At 33.4% G+C, this 19,648-nt stretch carries 18 protein-coding genes and 1 pseudogene; 5 read left to right on the top strand and 14 right to left on the bottom strand.

Annotation, left to right across the window (positions count from 1 at the left end):
• Window positions 1-217, bottom strand: a pseudogene (locus tag ACZIYX_RS20140) (hypothetical protein); the annotation flags it as partial.
• Window positions 218-1,010: 793 nt separating this feature from the next.
• On the opposite strand from ACZIYX_RS20140, the gene ACZIYX_RS20135 reads away from it, so the two are divergent.
• On the top strand, window positions 1,011-1,346 hold the full coding sequence (locus ACZIYX_RS20135; protein ID WP_462684056.1) for a helix-turn-helix domain-containing protein: 336 nt from the start codon (window positions 1,011-1,013) through the stop codon (window positions 1,344-1,346).
• A gap of 10 nt (window positions 1,347-1,356) precedes the next feature.
• Here ACZIYX_RS20135 and ACZIYX_RS20130 read toward each other — a convergent pair whose 3' ends face one another.
• Window positions 1,357-1,524: a SymE family type I addiction module toxin gene (locus ACZIYX_RS20130; RefSeq protein WP_462684055.1), complete on the bottom strand. Its 168-nt coding sequence runs from the start codon at window positions 1,522-1,524 to the stop codon at window positions 1,357-1,359.
• Window positions 1,525-1,692: 168 nt separating this feature from the next.
• On the opposite strand from ACZIYX_RS20130, the gene ACZIYX_RS20125 reads away from it, so the two are divergent.
• Together ACZIYX_RS20125 and ACZIYX_RS20120 are read left to right on the top strand one after the other, a co-directional pair.
• Complete coding sequence (locus tag ACZIYX_RS20125; RefSeq protein WP_462684054.1) at window positions 1,693-2,025, top strand: helix-turn-helix domain-containing protein; 333 nt, start codon at window positions 1,693-1,695, stop codon at window positions 2,023-2,025.
• Window positions 2,022-2,534, top strand: coding sequence for an endonuclease V (locus ACZIYX_RS20120; RefSeq protein ID WP_462684053.1), 513 nt, complete (start codon window positions 2,022-2,024; stop codon window positions 2,532-2,534). Before ACZIYX_RS20125 ends, ACZIYX_RS20120 begins: the two co-directional genes overlap by 4 nt.
• 56 nt (window positions 2,535-2,590) lie before the next feature.
• On the opposite strand, the gene ACZIYX_RS20115 is transcribed toward ACZIYX_RS20120, so the two are convergent.
• The 7 genes from ACZIYX_RS20115 to ACZIYX_RS20085 form a co-directional block, all read right to left on the bottom strand.
• Window positions 2,591-3,001 (bottom strand): hypothetical protein, encoded by a 411-nt coding sequence (locus ACZIYX_RS20115; RefSeq protein WP_462684052.1) that lies wholly within the window; start codon window positions 2,999-3,001, stop codon window positions 2,591-2,593.
• Complete coding sequence (locus ACZIYX_RS20110; RefSeq protein WP_462684051.1) at window positions 2,994-3,758, bottom strand: hypothetical protein; 765 nt, start codon at window positions 3,756-3,758, stop codon at window positions 2,994-2,996. Before ACZIYX_RS20110 ends, ACZIYX_RS20115 begins: the two co-directional genes overlap by 8 nt.
• A gap of 850 nt (window positions 3,759-4,608) precedes the next feature.
• Window positions 4,609-5,136 (bottom strand): ORF6N domain-containing protein, encoded by a 528-nt coding sequence (locus tag ACZIYX_RS20105; protein ID WP_462684050.1) that lies wholly within the window; start codon window positions 5,134-5,136, stop codon window positions 4,609-4,611.
• A gap of 64 nt (window positions 5,137-5,200) precedes the next feature.
• Window positions 5,201-6,085: a site-specific integrase gene (locus tag ACZIYX_RS20100; protein ID WP_462684049.1), complete on the bottom strand. Its 885-nt coding sequence runs from the start codon at window positions 6,083-6,085 to the stop codon at window positions 5,201-5,203.
• Window positions 6,072-6,965: a tyrosine-type recombinase/integrase gene (locus ACZIYX_RS20095; protein WP_462684048.1), complete on the bottom strand. Its 894-nt coding sequence runs from the start codon at window positions 6,963-6,965 to the stop codon at window positions 6,072-6,074. The genes ACZIYX_RS20100 and ACZIYX_RS20095 overlap by 14 nt, the downstream gene beginning before the upstream one ends.
• 54 nt (window positions 6,966-7,019) lie before the next feature.
• Entirely contained in the window at window positions 7,020-9,578 is a 2,559-nt protein-coding gene (locus ACZIYX_RS20090; protein ID WP_462684047.1) for a CHC2 zinc finger domain-containing protein, read from the bottom strand.
• Window positions 9,559-9,756: a SymE family type I addiction module toxin gene (locus ACZIYX_RS20085; protein ID WP_462684046.1), complete on the bottom strand. Its 198-nt coding sequence runs from the start codon at window positions 9,754-9,756 to the stop codon at window positions 9,559-9,561. The genes ACZIYX_RS20090 and ACZIYX_RS20085 overlap by 20 nt, the downstream gene beginning before the upstream one ends.
• A 168-nt stretch (window positions 9,757-9,924) precedes the next feature.
• On the opposite strand from ACZIYX_RS20085, the gene ACZIYX_RS20080 reads away from it, so the two are divergent.
• Both ACZIYX_RS20080 and ACZIYX_RS20075 read left to right on the top strand, forming a co-directional pair.
• The gene (locus tag ACZIYX_RS20080; RefSeq protein ID WP_462684045.1) at window positions 9,925-10,257 is read left to right on the top strand and encodes a helix-turn-helix domain-containing protein; all 333 of its coding nucleotides are present in this window, start codon (window positions 9,925-9,927) and stop codon (window positions 10,255-10,257) included.
• Complete coding sequence (locus ACZIYX_RS20075) at window positions 10,254-10,769, top strand: endonuclease V (RefSeq protein ID WP_462684044.1); 516 nt, start codon at window positions 10,254-10,256, stop codon at window positions 10,767-10,769. Before ACZIYX_RS20080 ends, ACZIYX_RS20075 begins: the two co-directional genes overlap by 4 nt.
• Before the next feature lie 147 nt (window positions 10,770-10,916).
• On the opposite strand, the gene ACZIYX_RS20070 is transcribed toward ACZIYX_RS20075, so the two are convergent.
• From ACZIYX_RS20070 to ACZIYX_RS20050, 5 genes are all read right to left on the bottom strand, one after another.
• A complete protein-coding gene (locus ACZIYX_RS20070; RefSeq protein WP_462684043.1) occupies window positions 10,917-11,399 on the bottom strand; it encodes a hypothetical protein in 483 nt (160 codons plus the stop codon).
• The gene (locus ACZIYX_RS20065) at window positions 11,399-16,348 is read right to left on the bottom strand and encodes a hypothetical protein (RefSeq protein ID WP_462684042.1); all 4,950 of its coding nucleotides are present in this window, start codon (window positions 16,346-16,348) and stop codon (window positions 11,399-11,401) included. The genes ACZIYX_RS20070 and ACZIYX_RS20065 overlap by 1 nt, the downstream gene beginning before the upstream one ends.
• 18 nt (window positions 16,349-16,366) lie before the next feature.
• Window positions 16,367-16,807 (bottom strand): hypothetical protein, encoded by a 441-nt coding sequence (locus ACZIYX_RS20060; protein WP_462684041.1) that lies wholly within the window; start codon window positions 16,805-16,807, stop codon window positions 16,367-16,369.
• 6 nt (window positions 16,808-16,813) lie between these two features.
• Entirely contained in the window at window positions 16,814-19,033 is a 2,220-nt protein-coding gene (locus tag ACZIYX_RS20055; RefSeq protein ID WP_462684040.1) for a hypothetical protein, read from the bottom strand.
• 103 nt (window positions 19,034-19,136) lie between these two features.
• Window positions 19,137-19,583, bottom strand: coding sequence for a lipocalin family protein (locus ACZIYX_RS20050; protein ID WP_462684039.1), 447 nt, complete (start codon window positions 19,581-19,583; stop codon window positions 19,137-19,139).
• Window positions 19,584-19,648 lie beyond the last annotated feature (65 nt).

Below are 19,648 nucleotides of genomic sequence, written 5' to 3'. Positions count from 1 at the left end.
GTAAGGAAAAACTGTAAATGTTTATGTTAAGTGCGCCTTGTAAAAAATAGGTATAAGGCTCTCTGCTTTTATTTTGATTGGAGCTATAGTAGATACCACTAGCGGAAACCTGACCACTTACTGTAAAAGGTTTGCTTTTGGTTATAGACTCATAGTCTAACGTTTGACCGATAGATATAAATGGTACTATAAAGAATACTAGTAGTAGTTTTCTCAAATGTTGTACGTTAGTAATTTACTTAAAATGCCCCTGACCACGCTCTATTTCAATCGCTTAGAAACAAACAAATTGAATCGGCGAAATAACAAAATTTTAAGATACTAACAAAGAAAAGACGTAAAGAATTGATGGTTTTCTTGTACAAAATTTAGTTTAACAACAGGTCTATAATGCCTAAAAAAAAATACATGTTATACAAAAGAAAAAACACCTTAAAAAAAGAGTGTTTAATTATATTAAGCTTTATACTAGGGTTTTATTGTCTTTGAATTATCCAGATTCTTAAAGATGCATACATTGTTCCGTAAAGCCCCCAGGCTTTGAGTACTGCTTTCTTTTATTTCATTTTTTTATGTTTTATTTTTCACTACTATTTCACGTTTTGTTTTTGGTTATTCCACGAAGCCGGGAGACTTTATGTGCGAGTGTTTAAAAAAAGTAACCTCTAAAAAATATTTCTTTTCATCTAAAGTATTAAGGTATAATTCAAATTGTTATCTTTCTAATTTAATATCGTACCCAAATATTCTAGGTCGATATTTTAAATCTGGATAAGAAGCTAATAGTTTTTCTGTTATTTTTTTGAAGTTCTACGTAAGTGATGAGAAGTGTGTTTGGAGATACTTTTTATGATTTTAAAAATTGTTAAAAAAATTATTTTTAAGAACTATTGGAAACAAAATATCTTTTTGTTTTGATTCAACCAAAAACTATTGCCTTTATTTATGCCTTATAATTATCTATTTTTGCTACAACCGACAATTTTTGTTATACAAAGCATCTTGTAGTTATGAAAATAGGAAAGATTATTACTGAGCTCAGAAAGTCTAAAAACTGGTCACAGAACGACTTAGCAAGTAAAACAGATATTTCTCAGGTAATGGTGGGTAAGTATAAACGAGATGATGCTATACCTTCTATTGAGGTAGCTAAAAAAATTGCTGATGCTTTTGAGGTAAGTTTAGATTGCCTTGTAGGAGAAGGACAAAACGCATCTTTTGATAAAAAAACACTACAACGAATACAAGACCTTGAACTCCTTGAAGAAAGCAAAAGAAAAACGCTTTTTGATATTATTGATACCTACATTAGGGATTCTAAGGCTAGGGCTGCTTATGGTTCATAAAAAAGCCCGATCATGAGATCAGGCTTCCAATATCTCTGGTAGTAACTCGTACTTGTGTACCGATATCAAAACCTAGTTTTTTAAACCAATTGCCTGATAATCGTAATTCGGGAACGGATTTGTAAGTTGATAAATGTTTGCTGCTGATTCGTAAGTGACGATTTGTTTTTTTGGACATACTTTTTATGATTTTAAAAATTGTTGAAAAAATATTTTTTAAAACTATTAGAAACAAAAATATCTTTTTGTTTTCAATTAACCAAAAACTATTGCCTTTATTTATATCTTATAATTATCTATTTTTGTTTTAAACGATAACTTTTGTTATATAAAGCATCTTGTAGTTATGAAAATAGGAAAGATTATTACCGAGCTTAGGAAGTCTAAAAACTGGTCACAGAACGACTTAGCAAGTAAAACAGATATTTCTCAGGTAATGGTAGGTAAATATGAGCGTGATGATGCCATACCCTCTATTGAGGTAGCTAAAAAAATTGCAGATGCGTTTGAGGTTAGTCTAGATTACCTCGTAGGAGAAGGACAAAACGCATCCTTTGACAAAAAAACACTACAACGAATACAAGACCTTGAACTTCTTGAAGAAAGCAAAAGAAAAACGCTTTTTGATCTTATTGATACCTATATCAGAGATGCTAAAACTAGACAGGCGTATTCATGATTTATTGTTTTGACACATTTTATGGCGAAGGTTACGCCAAAACTGCGGTAGTTGGTATTGAAAAATGGGATTCTTCTGAACCAGATTTTGAGCTTTCTGATACAATACAAGAAGTTAATGAATATGAAAGTGGTGCTTTTTACAAACGAGAACTCCCTTGTTTATTGAGTATTATTGATAAACTCCCTCCGATTAATCCTGATAAGGATATTTTAGTGATTGATGGTTATGTAGTCTTATCAGATGATAAAAAATTAGGACTTGGTGGCTACCTTTTTAACGAACTTAAAGATAAAACACCTGTAATTGGTGTAGCCAAAAATAATTTCTTTACACTCAATAAACTAAAAAAAGAAGTCTTTAGGGGCGAGAGTAAAAAACCGCTTTATGTTACCGCTATGGGTATTGATTTACAAGACGCCAGTTCACTTATTTTTAACATGCATGGTAAGTTTAGAATACCAACGATCCTAAAATACGTCGATACGTTAGGTAGAAGTATTTATTAATTCAGGACATATTTTGTAAATATAGGCACTAAGCCACGAAGTGTCTAAATATAACTCTAGGAATTTTCTCTTACTACTTTAATAATATCACAACCCTTAAATGTAACTTTCCAAACACCATAAACATCTTTCCAAAATATTTTTGTTGTTTCTTCATTCTCACTTACTGAATATGTTCTTGTAAAACTTACTAATTTTCCATTTTTCACATTAAAAACAGTATCAATGTACTCAAATTCAAGATCTTCAAATTCTTCATCTGAAAAAAACTCTATTTCTTTAGCATATTTTAAAATACTTTCTTGAGATAAAGATTCTAAAATTTCAAAGTTTTTCTCAGAAAAATTAATTAAATCAGACAACTCTTTATAATCAATAATATCATATTGTTCTTGGCTAATTGAATAAGATAAATACATCCAAGAATTTAAAATATCATAGTATTCAAATGAACTTCTACTAATCATTGCCAATAACCTTTAATCCATCTGTTTGATGCCAACAATTCACACAACGAGGAGGAACTCCTTTTTTACCTTTAAATAACTGTCTGTTATGCAGTAAAAAATCTTGTAGATCAGCTTCTTTAAAAACACCACCTCTTGCTTTAATAGCTTTATCTAAAGCAACAACCTCTGAGTGCACTAAAAAACTTTCAAAAGTTTCTCCATTATAAGTTGTACCAGCTCTTTTAATATCATCTATAGGTGCTTTTACCAATCCTTTTTCTAATTTATTCACATGTAATAAATAACGTTCTCTAATAAAAGGATGCGCATTTTTTATAAACTCATCTACTTCTGCTTTGTTTTTTAAATTTCTACCGAAAAATATTTCACCCGAACCTCTTTTTGTATCAATAATACCTGATAATACAGGATCTCCTTTAACTTTATTTTGACTCGGTGGTAGTTTAGATAGTATTTCATCTACTTCTTTCTCTACATCTAAAACAAGTTTTTTTCCTTTCTCTCCATATTTTCTTAAGATATTATCTAAGCTCAAATCAAATCCATATTGACCAGACCGTTCGTAACTCCTAGCATATCTTTGCTCTGCTTTTACTAAATCAATATGCTTAAAGACATCACCCCCTGCATTATTGATATCCTTTACACTACTGTAACTATTTTCAGTTAAAACAAAAGCACTATTTGCGCCTATTTGCTGAGCACTAAAAACCGTTAGTACAAGGAAAATGAGTATGTTTAAAAACTGCTTCACAAGGATAAAGATAATTAAAAATCCTACTTCTAAAGCCAGCCGCGGACGCCAAAGCTGGGTTACATAATTATTATTATACCCGCTCCACTACGTTACAGGCTATAACAGTATTTATGTAAAACAGCCCCGCACCGACTGCTACCATTGATGATTTGACTTCTAACAAGCTGTTTTTTGAGTAAGTTTGTGTGTCGCTCATTCGGCGCTTAGCCTAGTATTTTAATAAAAAACGGAAGTCCATCCGCATCAGCAGGCGCATTCCGTCTTTCATTAAAATAGTTTACCGTTTCGAGTAAACGATTATGATTAAAGCTGAAGTGCGCAATGGCTGTTGTGGCTGACCTTCAGCTTTAATGATAATCATAGGCATCGCCGATTGAGATGGCTGCGTGCCGAACGCAAGACAAAAGGCGAAGCCGAAGCGTAGAGGAGCAGCCGACGTAGACCGGGAGTGTAACGAAGGGATGCGCCAGACGATTTTTTATAAACCTTTTTCTTTCAATAAGCCTCTTTTATAAAAAATCGGCTAGGCTGCGACTAGCGGCGGAGCCCATGAAGCAGCGGTTTTGCTTAATTTTTATCACAGCGATAGCGTACCTTATCGTTTTTAAGCAAAAAAGTAGCTGCGGGTGAAAGAGGAACAGAGCAAGGCTATTTGTTTGTAGCGTAAACTGACGACCGAAGGCGAGACAAGTTGGAGCGGTGTGCAGCAAATGCTTTTTCTGCATTTGTGGAACAACAAAAAATAGCTTGTGGCGTGACGAAGGAACACCTTTGACAGCTAACAAGCACTCGACCAAAGGGAGTAGCTTGTGCTACTTTAACACTGCCCGAGAGGGCTATCACTTGGCTATTTCTTGAAGCCGATTTTATTTCTTTCGGTAACTTCGTCAGTAGTTTCTACTTTTTTAGTGAGTTCATCTAAATAATCAAAGACTAATTCTATATTCTTACTTTGGTTTGTGAGCTTTTTCTTAATCTGCTCTATTTCTAATTTTAGATTAAGGTTATCTGTTAGCATTTCTCGAAGCTTAGTGAATACCCTCATTATTTGGATGTTAACAGCAATAGATTTTTTACTGTTTAAAACGCTTGATAGCATCAGCACACCATGTTCAGTAAAAACATAAGGTAGTTTTCTTCTACCACCCCAACTTGAGGACTCATTTTGCGACTTTAAGATTTCCCATTCAACATCGGTAAGTTGGAACATAAAATCATCAGGAAACCTATCCATATTCCTTTTCACTTGTTGATTTAAAACTCTTGTTTCAACTTCATAAAGATCTGCTAAATCGCTATCTAACATTACTTTTTGATCTCTGATGTAATAAATTTTACTAATTACTACTTCGTCTGGGATAGTTATATCACTCATAATTTTTAAGTTATTGCAAATCTAAGAACTTGATATCACAATTTGTGATATCAAGTTTGATTATTTATTGTAACGGATGGTACTTTTCTATTTGCAGGGTTAAATCCTGCATATCCATGCCTTTGTATCTCTCTACGGCATTAATAGCTTTGTAACCACTTAGATATTGTGCTTTTCTAAGCCCATATTGTTTTATCCATATCCCTATTCTGGATTGCCTAAGCTGTGATAATCGTAGGATATTGATTTCAGGATTTTGTGATTTCATAGTAGTAATCAAGATTTTTAACTGGTCGTTTAACCGATGTTCTTTATCACAGTTAGGACTAAATAACTTACTGCTTTCTTTAGGGTTTTCTGTTTGTAAAGGATGATTGATTGTTCTGTATTTGCTGATGTATTCGTGTAATGGGATGATCTGATGAGCTTCTAAATGTACAATTCTACTGTTTTTTCTTCTACTCCCTGCAGCAATATAAATCGTACCTTTTTCTAAGTTGATATCCTTTAATTCTAATCGGTAGAGTTCTGGTTTATCAATTGCTTGATAGATCAGTAAACTTAATAGTAATTTATTGGAATAACGGAAGTAGCCTTTTGTTAGAGGTTCTTGGTAATTACTATAAATGGAACTTAGTTCCTCCTCTGTAAGTAATAAAGCTTGTTCTATTTGCACACCTCGTTGTCGAACGTTTAAGGCTACATTAGGCAATTTTAGGTAATTGTAGTAATATTCTAAAGTCCTAAGGGTGGTATTGATACTGTTTTTGGATTTGCCTTGCTCTTGTAATTCCCCAATATATGTTAACAACCTATGGTAAGTAAAGGTGTTATAGGTTAAACTATTCGTCTCTAGCCAGTGGTCAAAAAGGGTTACTCTCATTAAAAAATCTTTGATCGTTTTATCGGTATATCCTTTCTTGATCAGTTTCTCCTTAAATTTTTTCATCTTCATTTAAAATAAAAAGTTCGTGGTTCATTCTTACATAGATTTGGGTAGCTTCCAAGCTACGATGTCCTAAAAACTGACTGATAGCTTCTAGTTCCATACCTTGTTGTAATAGATGTGTAGCAATGCTATGACGTAGACTATGAAGGGTAGCTACTTTGAGTATTCCTGCTTTTTCTAAGAGCAGTCTTAAACGTCTGTTTAAGTATTGTCCGTTGGTTTTATCTCCTAATATTCCTGGCAACAGATACGGACTTTCGGGATTAATGATTTCCCTGGCGTACAATTGATATTCAGTTAAATCTCTAATGATTTGCTGAGACATAGGAACATATCTACTTTGATAATTTTTAGAGGGTTTTACATACAATAATCCTTTGGCATAGTCAATATCTTTAGGCTTTAAGCATATTCCTTCTTTACTGCGTAATCCACAACCATAATAGATACTCAGCATTGTTTTATCAAAAAAGCCTTGTGGAGTATGTTCTATGACTTCAAAAAGTGATTGTATTTCTGCAGGGGTAAATATCGTTCGTTCTGTTTTCAATGCCCTATCAATGATAATCTCTCCGATCATTAGTTTTTCGCCTTGTGTTTTTTCTAAATAGGTACTGTATCTTTTAATAGCAGTAATATGGGCTTGGATATAGGTTCTACTGATTTTAGTTTGGTGTAAGTAGGTATTAAAATCTTGGATATATTTTTGGCTGGGGGACTCCCCCTTCAGATAAAGAAAAAAGTTATGTAATAATTTTGTGTAGGTTGCTGTGGTACTTTCGGCATAGCCTAACCTGAGTAACCATTGCTTAAAGCTCTTTAATTTATTTTCTATCTCAACAGGGGTGCCTTGCATTTTGGGGTTTTTACTGAGGTACATGGTTAATTATCTGGTTTTTTGATAGTTAAGTACCTCACTAACCCTACTGAGGTACTACTGAGGTACTGAGGTAGTGCTTTTTGATGTTTGGATTGCCTTAAAAGCTTTATCCAGTGCATTTTCTATAGTGTTTTGCAAGGTTTCGTATTCCTGCTCATGGAGCAATTCATATTCGTATCCTCTTGATTTTGTACCACCAATGATTCGTAAAAAATTATAGCGTTGTAAGTCGTATAAATACCTGCTTAATGTTTTGGGGTTGATACGCATGGTTTTACGAACTTCATTACTGTAAAAGCTTTGTTTTTCTTCCTTTTTTAAATGTACTTTAAGCACTTCTAAGAAGTTCCTGCAAGCTTTGGTCAGTTCATCGCTTTTTGCTAGTAACACTTCTTTGAGTAAACCATTAGCTGCTGCAATATCTTCTAAAGTGGTTTCTATAAAGTACGTTCCTGTATTGGGGTCTTGTTTTTTCTGTCTCTGCCACTGGCAGTAGAAAGTGACGGTTTCTATAAAGGATAGGTAATGTGTATTGGTCCTTAGGGGTTTAAAAACAGTATCCGGGATGTTAAGTTTGGTAGCGTAAGGGTTACGAACTTTGACAGGTTCTAACATAGATTGTACATCCTTTAAAAACTCAGTCGATGACTGTTCTTCTTGTTTATTGACCAGTCCTGCAGATAAAGATTGTTGGTAATTCATAATGGCCATCTTGTGATCTTTTGAGTTATCCAGATAAATCAGTAAACTACGGTTGGCATTGTCTTCGTATATCTTTTCTTTGGTCGTTGTGCCTGCTAAAGTGATTGGCCCTTCTACTTTTAGGGTAATGGTTTTTAGATTGCCTTTGGCATCTTTGATCGGGATGGTTTTACTGATACTTTTTTTACTCATTAACTCTCTAATGGCATACAGGATCTTATCGTCTTGCGCTCCGTCTAGATCCTCGATCAGTACTAATTTATTTTTGAGTTCTGTACGATCAAAGTAGTATAAAGCATTTTCGGATAATGCCGTGATTTCTAGTTTGTGCTGCTCGGGGATGAGTTGGCTAATCTTTTCCTGCAGGTATGTTTTTCCTGTTCCTGATGCTCCCAAGCTGATGATATGCAAGGGCTGTTCTCTTAATCTTGATGTAAATACTAGATACATCAACAAGCGGTTGTTTTCTTCGCCGATTACGCCACTTTTACCGATAAGATCATTTGTCCTTTGTAATAGGTTTGGGGATTTTAAGAAGATAATGGCTTTTTGTTTACGCTCTGGAGTAAGTTCTCTTTTACTGACTACCTCGGGAGCATTGACTTGCATTTGTTGTATGCGGTAGTGTTCTAGTTCTCCGATTAAAGTGTATAAAGTATGTTGTACTTCTCGCGTGCCTAGTTCTAGTCGTTCGGCTACTTTGCGGATAAATTTTTCTAACTGCTCATCGTTGTATAAATCTAGATTGCTTTGTCTTATGTGGTATAATGGGTTTGCCAGCCCTGAGCCTGTCGAAGGGTCGGTTCGCTCGATGCGTAAGGTTACCTTTAGCTTATCAGCTGTGATGAGATTGATACCGCCTAATACGGTGATTTTTAGAACTCCATCAATTAAAGTAAGATAATCAGGGTTTTCTGTATTCAGTTTAATTTCATTATTGCCTGCAGGTGCTACCTGATCAGTTAAAGAAAAAAGTACTTTTCTTTCTTCGATCAGGTGGTTTAGTATTTCGGGTTCGTGCGATTGTACTAAGCTATTTACATCTTCATCATCGGGAGTGTCTACTCTACTAATGGTAATATTTGGGAGTAGTTCGTGGAGTTGGTTGGCGTATTTATCTGTAGCATTGCGACCTGCGGTATCGCCATCTAGGAAAAATATTAATTCCTTCAATGAAGGTAATTGGCTCACGGACTCCGTGTGTTCTGATGTAAGCCCATTGACTCCGTATAAAGCTAGTACTTCATAATCAGTATATTCGAGTAGTGTAGTCGCATCAATAACAGATTCAGTTAAAATAAGATTTTTAGTAGCTGTAGTAGGGTATTGGGGATATAAACCTTGTCGAGCTGCTGTATAGTAATGCTTATTATTGCCTGTCGATGCTATCGACCTGCCATATAAGGATACGATTTCCCCTTTATCGTTTTTTAAAGGAAAAACAATACAATTATTCATCCCTTTGATTTCTGTAGTAGATCCTTGTGGTTTGTAGCCCACTTCTAACTCTAGATCATAGATATTTCTGTCCTGTAGGTATGTGATTGCTTTTTTACTACGGTGCAGGGATTGTTGCAATTTTTTAAAAGCCTTCCCGTAAACTGTGGAAGTTTGGGGTTGGGAAGGCTTTGCAGGGGCAATCGTATGTCCAATTACGTCTATCAACCCCTTGGCTTTTATAATGGCTTGATGCTTGGTCAAGCCTTGCTTGTCCTGTATAAATTGTATGGTATCTCCTGTCTTGCCACAACCAAAACAATGGTAAGTATTGGTTTCTGGGTAGATCTTTAGACTTGGCGTTTTATCCTCGTGGAACGGACACGGACATTGTCCGTTTTTGTTTGTCTTGATATTGTAGTGTTGTAGCACTGCTACTATCGATAATTGCTGCTTAATCTCGGCTATCTCCATCTACTACAGGCTCTATGATTAATAAATTCTCTCTAGTAGTGATACGTACCGTTTTACCTATATCAAAACCTAGCTTTTTAAACCAATTACCCGATAATCTCAGTTCGGGAACAGCTTTATAATTGCCAGAGCGATGTTTACCGCTAATGCGTAAGTGACGTGAGGTGTTTTTGGACATACTTTTTATGATTTTAAAAATTGTTGAAAAAATATTTTTTAAAACTATTAGAAACAAAAATATCTTTTTGTTTTCAATTAACCAAAAACTATTGCCTTTATTTATATCTTATAATTATCTATTTTTGTTTTAAACGATAACTTTTGTTATATAAAGCATCTTGTAGTTATGAAAATAGGAAAGATTATTACCGAGCTTAGGAAGTCTAAAAACTGGTCACAGAACGACTTAGCAAGTAAAACAGATATTTCTCAGGTAATGGTAGGTAAATATGAGCGTGATGATGCCATACCCTCTATTGAGGTAGCTAAAAAAATTGCGGATGTTTTTGAAGTAAGTCTAGATTATCTTGTAGGAGAAGGACAAAACGCATCCTTTGACAAAAAAACGCTACAACGAATACAAGACCTTGAACTCCTCGAAGAAAGCAAAAGAAAAACGCTTTTTGATCTTATTGATACCTATATCAGGGATGCTAAAACTCGACAGGCGTATTCATGATTTATTGTTTTGATACGTTTTATGGTAATGATTATGCCAAAACTGCTGTAGTTGGTATTGAAAATTGGGATGCTTCTGAACCTGATTTTGAACTTTTTGATATCATAAATGAAGTGAAAGAGTACGAAAGTGGTGCTTTTTATAAACGGGAACTCCCTTGTTTATTGAGTATTATTGCTAAACTCCCTCCGATTAATCCTGATAAGGATATTTTAGTGATTGATGGTTATGTAGTCTTATCAGATGATAAAAAATTAGGACTTGGTGGCTACCTTTTTAACGAACTTAAAGGTAAAACCCCTGTAATTGGTGTAGCTAAAAATAATTTCTTTACACTTAATACGCTAAAAAGAGAAGTCTTTAGAGGTGAGAGTAAAAAACCACTTTATGTTACCGCTATGGGTATTGATCTACAAGAAGCCAGTTCTCTTATTTTAAATATGCATGGTGAGTTTAGAATACCTACGATCTTAAAATTAGCTGACCAAAGATGCAGAGAACAAATAGTTTAAATCTGTTCCCTGCGAACTCCTGTGATTAACCTATTATCTATTTTGACGATATAATTACCATAGGGATCATAACATTCTAGGTAGTTGGAATGATATAATTTAAAAACCAATTCAAAGCTATCAACTGTTTCTGAGAAAATATGATTATTAAATCTCTCTACCGATACTTATTAATTGGTTATTAGTAAACGAAGCTTTCCACGTAACATCTCCTATCTCTTCTTGTTTAGATTTATCGATGGGAAAAAAGAAAATATCAAATTTATATTCACTTGATAAAATGCCCTTTTTGACATCTTTAAAATTAATACCTGTAGGAATGAAAGAAACATCGTTAAAATCATTATTCTCATGGCTCTGCCATACCTTACGGATAAAATAAATTAAAATTTCTTGACATTTTTTTACATGCTCTTCAACCTCTTTTTTATTTTCAAGAAGGTATTTTAAAAAGTCTTTTATACTACGTAAAGCCAATTTCTCTTCAAAATTTTCTAGATCAATTTCAATATCAATAGAATATCCAGAAATAAAATCTATAGAATCAAAAACTCTCCAAATCTTAGTTTCCTCATATTCATCATACTGCAATAAAAAACTCTGATTATTAATATCGATTCTTTTTTTCATTATTGATTTCCAATCATTTTAACACCATCAAGAATATGAAAACAATGAGGACATCTTTGCATGTTCTTAATTGAACTAAGTTTACCCTTTACTAAAACTTGAATTTTATTTAAATCTTGAATTGATTTAAACTTGCCAGCTTGTTTTAGCTGCTTTATTATTTCATTTGTTGCAATTACTTCTGCATGAATCCCAGGGCTAGCCGCATTTTCTATTTTTTGTAACGGAACATTTGAATATAACTTATTATATAACTTACCTCCTTTATCAAAATCGTCCTTTATCAGTTTTAAATATCCTAGATGTTGCTTTAATTCAGGCTCTAAAGTATTTATGTCAAAGTTCTTATTATTATACTTAATCACAACCGCATTATTCGGTAAATCAGAAGAATATGCTCCTGCCATTACTTTCTGAGAGTTACTTGGTTGAGCTGCATTTTCAATTGCATCTAATATTTTATTTTCTGATGAATTGCCATTATTTAGTATTGCTTGTTTGGTGTCATCCCAAGACTTATGACCAACATTAGGATACTTTTTATTTTTTATAAACTCTGCATTAGACTTCCAATAATCGACCAACCCAGAGTTATCATCTAAAGACTTTAAAGCATCATCAGAAGCATCTGCAAAATCATCTAAGAATTTAGTTTTAGTTGCATCTCCTAAATCATCTAGTTTCTTAGTTAATGTATTTAAACCAAGATCATCAATCTTTGCCAGCAAACTACCCCCAGCGTTATTGATCTTCGTGGTTTTTACCTCCTTCATATAGGTTTTCCAATCATCAACAGCTCTCCAGTTCTCTACAAACTCATATTGGTGGCCTCCTCCCGGGTACTTTTGCCCTGCATTTACGCCAGTCACTTCTGTTTGTGGACCAATAGTACCACTACGGGTTTGTATAGGCTGTATAGCTTCATACTCCCGCAATACCACACCTCCATTTTCAGCAGGATTTTTCCAGCTCTCTAATACGGCAAGTTCATTTCGTAACTCTTCTATACTGGTAATAGGCTTATTAGAGCCAAATCCCCCGGGAACCGGTTGCCCGGCTCTGTCTGCGTACTCTACTACATAAAAAGTTTCTCCTTTTTGTATCGTAAAATCCGTTACATCTGTCCCATCCATATAGGGTGGACTATTACCGCTACGAACATGAAGATCATTTATTAAATCTCCCTTTCTTACAAAACCTTCTTCAAATTTAGGACGAAATATAGGGTCTCCTCTATAATTTTTAACTACCTCGATATTTTCTTGATACGTTTTCCCTTTTACTTTTACCGTAATTTTAAAACTACCAGCTATATCGTTATAATTTTCGGCATTCCTAAATAGTTTTATATCCTGTAAAATACCATCTGGAGAAAGTTTAAAAATAGTTTTTCCATCAAAAGAATATACCAATAGTTTATTTACGATAGCCTGTTGTAACGTAGCACTTGGTAAGCCGTTAATTATGGTTTTAAATGCTTCTGGGGCTTTATCCAGATAAAACTGGATAGCCATACTTCTTGATGTATCATAAATACTTTTGAATTTTTCTGAAGCATTAGTTCCCAGTCCGGCTAATTTTATTCGTAAACTACTTTCTAAATCCGATACCTGTTTAAATAGCTGTGCCCTTGCAACAGGATTGTTTTTTAGCTCTGTTAAAATTGAAGGTAACTTCGTTATAAAAGTTTTGGTATCGATTGTTATACTTGCTATTTTTTCTCCTGCTCCCAGAACTGTTCCTCTCCCATAGTTAAGTATTTTACCTGCTTTAGTTTTAAGCTTCACTAAGCCTTGTGGTAAGTTTTTTAAAGCAACGGGCAAATTTGCTAAGCCATAAATCATATTGGCCATCTCGAGGGTATGTACAAAATCAGTCCCCAAGGCTTCTCCCATTTCTTCTTTATAAATGGCGATAGCTGCATCTGTTCCTGCAAAGAATATTTCTGCAGTAGCAGCCATAACTACAGGTGTTAGCGTCCCTGCAGAGCCATAAATGACTATTGCAGAAGCGACGACAACTATACCATCCATAGTAACTCTTGCTGCAACAGAATTTTGTTGTGCCCCTATGTTACCATCCATCCAAGCAACATAAAATGCCGGCACTGCTATAATATCTCCTTTAGAAAAAGATACTTGAGGATTTATTTTTGTGTCTTCTACAAATTCTACAAAAACATACTCAAAAGGATCAAAGGATTTATTCATTATTTCTTTACCTCCGACTTCTAAATTGATGTTAATTAATTTAGAATCTTCAGGATTTACCTCTGCATCTAATACATATCTGTTCTCGCCATCTGTAAAGCCAAAAAAATTAGCTCTTGCCATTGGCAAATAGTTGGTCTTAATTTTGTCTATTTTACTAGGAGATGCTGTTAAATAGTTTTGTTCTGCATCAAAATGTTTTTCATACTTAGATTTCTCCCACCCAATCTCTTCTTTAGAAAGTTCTAATATTTTGGATAAGTTGATAACAAAATTTGCAAACCGTTGATTATCCTGATCTATAGCCGCCCACCAGTTTTTACTTTGTAAAATATCCCAAATTTCTTTGAATAACTTATAATCCCCATTTCCTTTTAAAGCAGTTACAATTGACTCTGCATCTCCTGGTGTTAAACCATTAAACATATAAGATATAACATCTTCTGTATCTGAATACCAAAACCAGCTCCAGTCATCTCCTTCTTCTACAGCATGTTTTATAATAGAAATACGATCATTTACATCTCCAAACCCTTCGAGTATTAAACTTATATAATAATTGATGAAATCAATTTGCTTATCATAGCCACTTAAAACCCCTTTTGCACTTATCTTATTAAAATATTCGTAGTTCTTCTCACCAGTACCAAGAACACCTCCTTTATAGGTCAAAAAATTATATACTGTTTGTCGATCTTCCTTGTTTTTAATATTTTTAAAAATATTAACTACTAAGTTTTCATGAGCTCTATCAAAACCAGAATCATTATCTATTGCCCATTTAGCAAGTTCTATACGAGTATTAATATCATTTTCGGCATCTAGGATTTTTGTTAAACCTTCATAAAACACATTAGCATAAAGTTCATAATCTTTTGTTGCTGTTTTTTCTATGATTAACTTTAAATTTTTAAGCTTTTCTCCATCTTCTTCTTTAGTAAAATATGCGTAGATTTCTGAAGATTCTTGAGGTACATAACCAAACATTCTAAAAACAAGCTCTGCTACGCGTAGACGTCTAATTGGATCCACGAAAAAATCTACTTGTTTATTATTAAAAGCTATTTCTAATAACTCTACATATACTTTTTGATTACCTCGTGCTGCAAAAAACTCACCTAATGCATCTCCTATATCTCTAAGATTTTGTTGTTCGTGAGCTATCACATCCCAAGTAAGAAATTGAAGAATATTTAATAATTCTTTATATTCATTGTCTACCAAGAATTTTTCAAATTCCTCATCCCCCGCGTCTATATTAAAACTTAATACTTTGGTAATTGCTTTTCCTATAGGAGCCTTGTCCCAATTAAAATCTTTTTGTGCTATTAAGAAAGTTTGTAAAAGATACCCTCTTTCTTTTTTAAAATATTCTCCTTGGTTCTGATGACCTATGTATAATAAGGATCCTAAAAAAGAGGTATAATTATCTTTATCATATGGATTAATAGATCTATCATCCATTTCTTGCAATAGAGTCCTTAATAAAGCATTTTCATTGGCCTTAAAATCTGTAAACAAGCTAGTATAATCTTTACTCTTTATATTATATAAAAGATATAATACTACAGCTTCTCTTTTTTCATTTATACTCTCTTTTGCAATACTCTTAATTGCTTTTATAATATAAGAGTAATCTATATCTTTTAAAACATCTGAACAAAGTGTCCTGGTTGTAGAAATAATTTTATCTATATCGGGATTTGTAGGAGTAACTGCTGCTATAAACTTATCTTTCTGACTTTTACCTTCGGTATCACTTAAACCTGCGCATTTGCTATTATTGAACATGCCATCTAAAATCTCTTGCAAGAATTGAGATTCTGGCAGATCTGCCCCGGATAAATAATTATACCATGTATTTATTCGCTTATGGTTATTATCCCCGCTGGTACTGGACAAATTTGCTTGATGGGCTTTTAGTAAATCCACGTCTATTTTAGGAACGTCTTTTCCTTTTAGATAATGTGAAAAAGACCACCAAGAAACATTTGCTTTGTTTGCTCTATCTCCTTTTTTTCCTTTTAAAATTGCAAAGTAATATCGGGATAGTGCTATGGCACCTGAACCTGCGTTACTAAGCGTTTTTCTAATTAGCGCACTACTTTTTTGATCTGATTCTCCATCTTTTTTAAAAAACTCTTCTAATGTTTTGTATGTCTCTGATGCTGCTACATTTTGGTTTTCTGTAGAGTCATCGAATACTTTGTTATAATATTCTTTTAATTCTTCGGTAGTTGCAGAGGATACTTTATATTTATCCCTAAACGGAAAAAAAGGCGCTATAATGGCTTTTGTACGGTTTGATACCCCATAATAAATTAATGGTTTTTTCTCTTTTGATAATTTATCGTTTACCTCATTTAATTTAGTATTCAGTTGCTGAATATCTAAAGGGCTATTTTCTGCCCCTAAATCTGTTAGATCTAATTGGTTTTCTAAATATCCTGAAAAAAGGTTGGTATTAAATGTATCGTCTCCTACAACATACACATACCAATTCTTGGTATTTTTGTTTTCTGCTTCATTTTTCTTATTATAGTTTATCAGAAATTCTAGTTGATTGGCTATACCAATATTTACTTCTTCTATAGTTTTAAAGTCCACCTTTCTGGTAGATGGTTCTTTATCATTTGCAAAAACAATTTCCTGCACTCCTAAAAAGAATACTATTGTGCATAAAAACTTAAAAATTATTTTTACATATTTTATGTACATATTATGTTTTTTATATATCATAGTTTTTTTAATCTTACTTTAAAACCTTCCTCCCCAGTTTGCCGTTTTTATAAACTGGCAGGTTTCTAAATCGAAGTATTGAAATTCAAAATACACTCCCCCGTCTGAGATCATAATTTCTGCATATTCTTTACTTTCTATGATTTTCATTTTGGTATAACTTTCTAAAAAGCCTTGTTGTGGTTTTTCTTCTATAAGTTTTCCCCAAAAGTTCTTTACTTTATCTTTATGCGGATGGATTATCCATACGTCTCTTTGTGGTGTGGAATATTCTTCATTTTTTATACCATGTATCATCTTTTCAGATTTAAAACAAGGTGCTTCTATCCAACATTTTAAAGTTTGATCGCCATAATACAATGCAGCATTTTGGGGATGTTTATATTTTGATTTTTTACCGTAAATAATAAGTTTTAAATTATTGGGTAATTCATACTCTCTGTTTTCTTGTACCTGCATATCATTCTATTTTTCCAAATAATTATATTTATACTTGTCTATAAGTCCTTTTAAGGCTTTTTCTACAGCCTCAACCAACAGGTTAATCGTATTATCTTCAGAATCTCCCTGATCCTGGGATTGTTTCATTATTTTTGGCAGGTCAATTTCTGTTTCTAGAGCTTTGTCTATAAAATTCCTTACGGTTTCTTTGTCTTTTTTGTTTTCGGCTATGGATTTAGAAAAGAAATATAAATGATATTTTTCCTGTACATCAAAAACCTGTATAACCTCTTCAGGAATAGTACTTATTTCTATTTCTTCCTCGAATTCGAACCCTTCTTCTATAATATCTTCTTGCGATGTTCCTTCTGTTGTGGTAGATGAACTAAAATTATATACTGCATCATACGAGCTTACCAAGTTCGATTCTTGAGATTTATTTTGTCTGTAATATTTTTCTATTGCTTTAATTATTAAATCTGATATTTTATCTTTAACATCCTCTAATTTGTCTGCTATTTCATTATGTAAAGCATCTATCTGATCTTGTATTTTTTTCTTTTCTTCTTCTGTTTCTGCCTCTGCTAATTGTGCTTCTAAATCTTTTAATTTATCCTTGTCTTCTAAAAGCTCTTTTAATTCATCTTCGGGTATATCTCCTTTAATTTCATTTAAAACCCCTTCTAAATTTTGTCCTGTTAATTTTCCTTCTCTAATTTTATCAACTATATCTTCCAAAACATCCAAAATACCTTCGGTGAGATCAATAACCGCATCAATTTCATTACTAATATCATCCACTCCTCCCCAATTCTCATCATAATCGGTTACTACTATTCCATCTAATAGCTGGTAATCACTATTAATTCTAATATTATTAAAACTTACTTTAAGTTTAGTGTCTTGTAAATAAGGTACTATAATGTATCCCCATCCTGAAAAAGATCCGTTTGCTCCTTCGACTTCTTTTACCGTTACCGGAAAATCTCCTGCTGTAAATGTTTCGTTTACTACTAATTGTGATAATGGATCTTGGTTTGTTATTATAATTTCTGGAGTTATACCGCAATTATAGGTAGACTCTTCATCAGGAGTTAATGTTGTCGTAAATTCATAAATCTGTGAATAGGTATATGGTCCGTTATCTAAACACTGCCCTCCTACTCTAAATTCATAAGTTGTTCCTGGCTCTAGGTTATACACTGTAGTATACTCATTTATGGTACCACCATCAAACCATACGGCATTTTCTGCATCTTTTTTTCGGTATTGTACATTATAACGCAAATGGCCTACTCCTTGCCAAAGAATCTTTTCTGTAGTTGTATTTTTAGATTCTGCTAATATGTACTCTGGTTCTGCACAACTACCTGTATAGGTAAAATAATAAATCTCGCTATACCCATTGTTTTTAAATATAGAAGTTTCACTTATACCATCACTTACCATGGCGCGTACTCGCCAACCATAGGTTTTATCCGGTAGTAAAGGGGTTTCTCCCGGTCCATATAATAAAGTAGTCGCAAAAGTATTGGTTTGGTATAAAGGACGACTAGCCAAAAATGCTGCTTGAGGATCCATTTGGTTATCCCAAAGTTCTGCCAAGGTAAATTCATACTCTACATTGGTAGCATTTAAATGTCTTGGGGTCCATTGAAAAATAATATTTTGAGGATCCCGCATCAATACCTGCTCCCCGCGATTGGGTAAGTTTAAAAACGGAGGATCATTAAGAACCAGATATACTGCAGTACAACTTTTACGAGAGATTTGTTGCCCTGATTTTGCATCATATACTTCAAAACAAAAACGATACAACCCCTCTGGTAGAGGAACACTATATTGCTGAGGACTAATTCCTCTTAAATTTTGAAATTCAAAATAGGCTTGTAAATCCAAATTAGATAATCTTAATGGTACTCCACCATCTAAAAAAATAGGATTTGCACCAATAACCACATCTGTACTTTGTATAGATAATCCTGCATTATTTTCTACAAAGAATTTTAAATTAACTTGCCGATTAGATTCTGTAATATCGGTTAGTAATAAATTAAGAATAATCTTATCGGATACAGAAGTGCTATATTCTGACAGTTTTAAACTATATGGCGGTATAACTTGCGGAGTGACATTTACCGGAAAGACTTGGGCAATAGCAATACACGGCCATAGTACTAATAAAACACAAAGGGTATATCTTATCTTGTTTATTGTAGTAAATAAAGTGTAGTTATGCTTCATATAGGAGTACGCAGGTTGGCTTATGAATAAAAAATATTCTGTTTAAACAAACAGGTTATTTAATTACAATAATAATATAAACAACCTGTTTGTTTCTTTCTGTTTATTGTCTCGAATAATAATAAGTATAGGTCTTTTTTAAACCTTCATTATTAGGACCTTCGATAAAATCCTCACGAAGCACAGTACCTTCAATAATAAATAGAGTACTTTTTTCATCCCCATTAAAAGTAACATTAAATCTTCTGCTTCCTGCCACAGAATTATCGGCTACCCACTTTCCGGATGATGTACCGGTAGAACAATCACCAGAAACCTGTAATTCGTGAGATGTAAAAGTAAATTTACCATCATCCGTAAATAGATACGTATCCATTAGATCACATTTATTTAATGTACTGGTACTGTCTTTTCCATCTATTTCAAGTTTGGTAATCTTCCAGGTTGCACCGGTTAAAGGAGTTTCTGCATCTTTATCGTCATCTTTATTACAGTTAGCTGTTGTTAAAGAAATAAAGGTTACCAGAGTAAGTAAAAAAAAATTTTTCATTGCTTTACTGTTAAATTTAAAATTGATTAATTAATTATTGTTAACTTGTTTTTTTATGTTTTTAT

The sequence above is a fragment of the Aquimarina sp. genome (genome assembly GCF_977115655.1).
The sequence above is the reverse complement of the archived record's forward strand: the minus strand, read 5'-3'. Positions and strand labels throughout refer to the sequence as shown.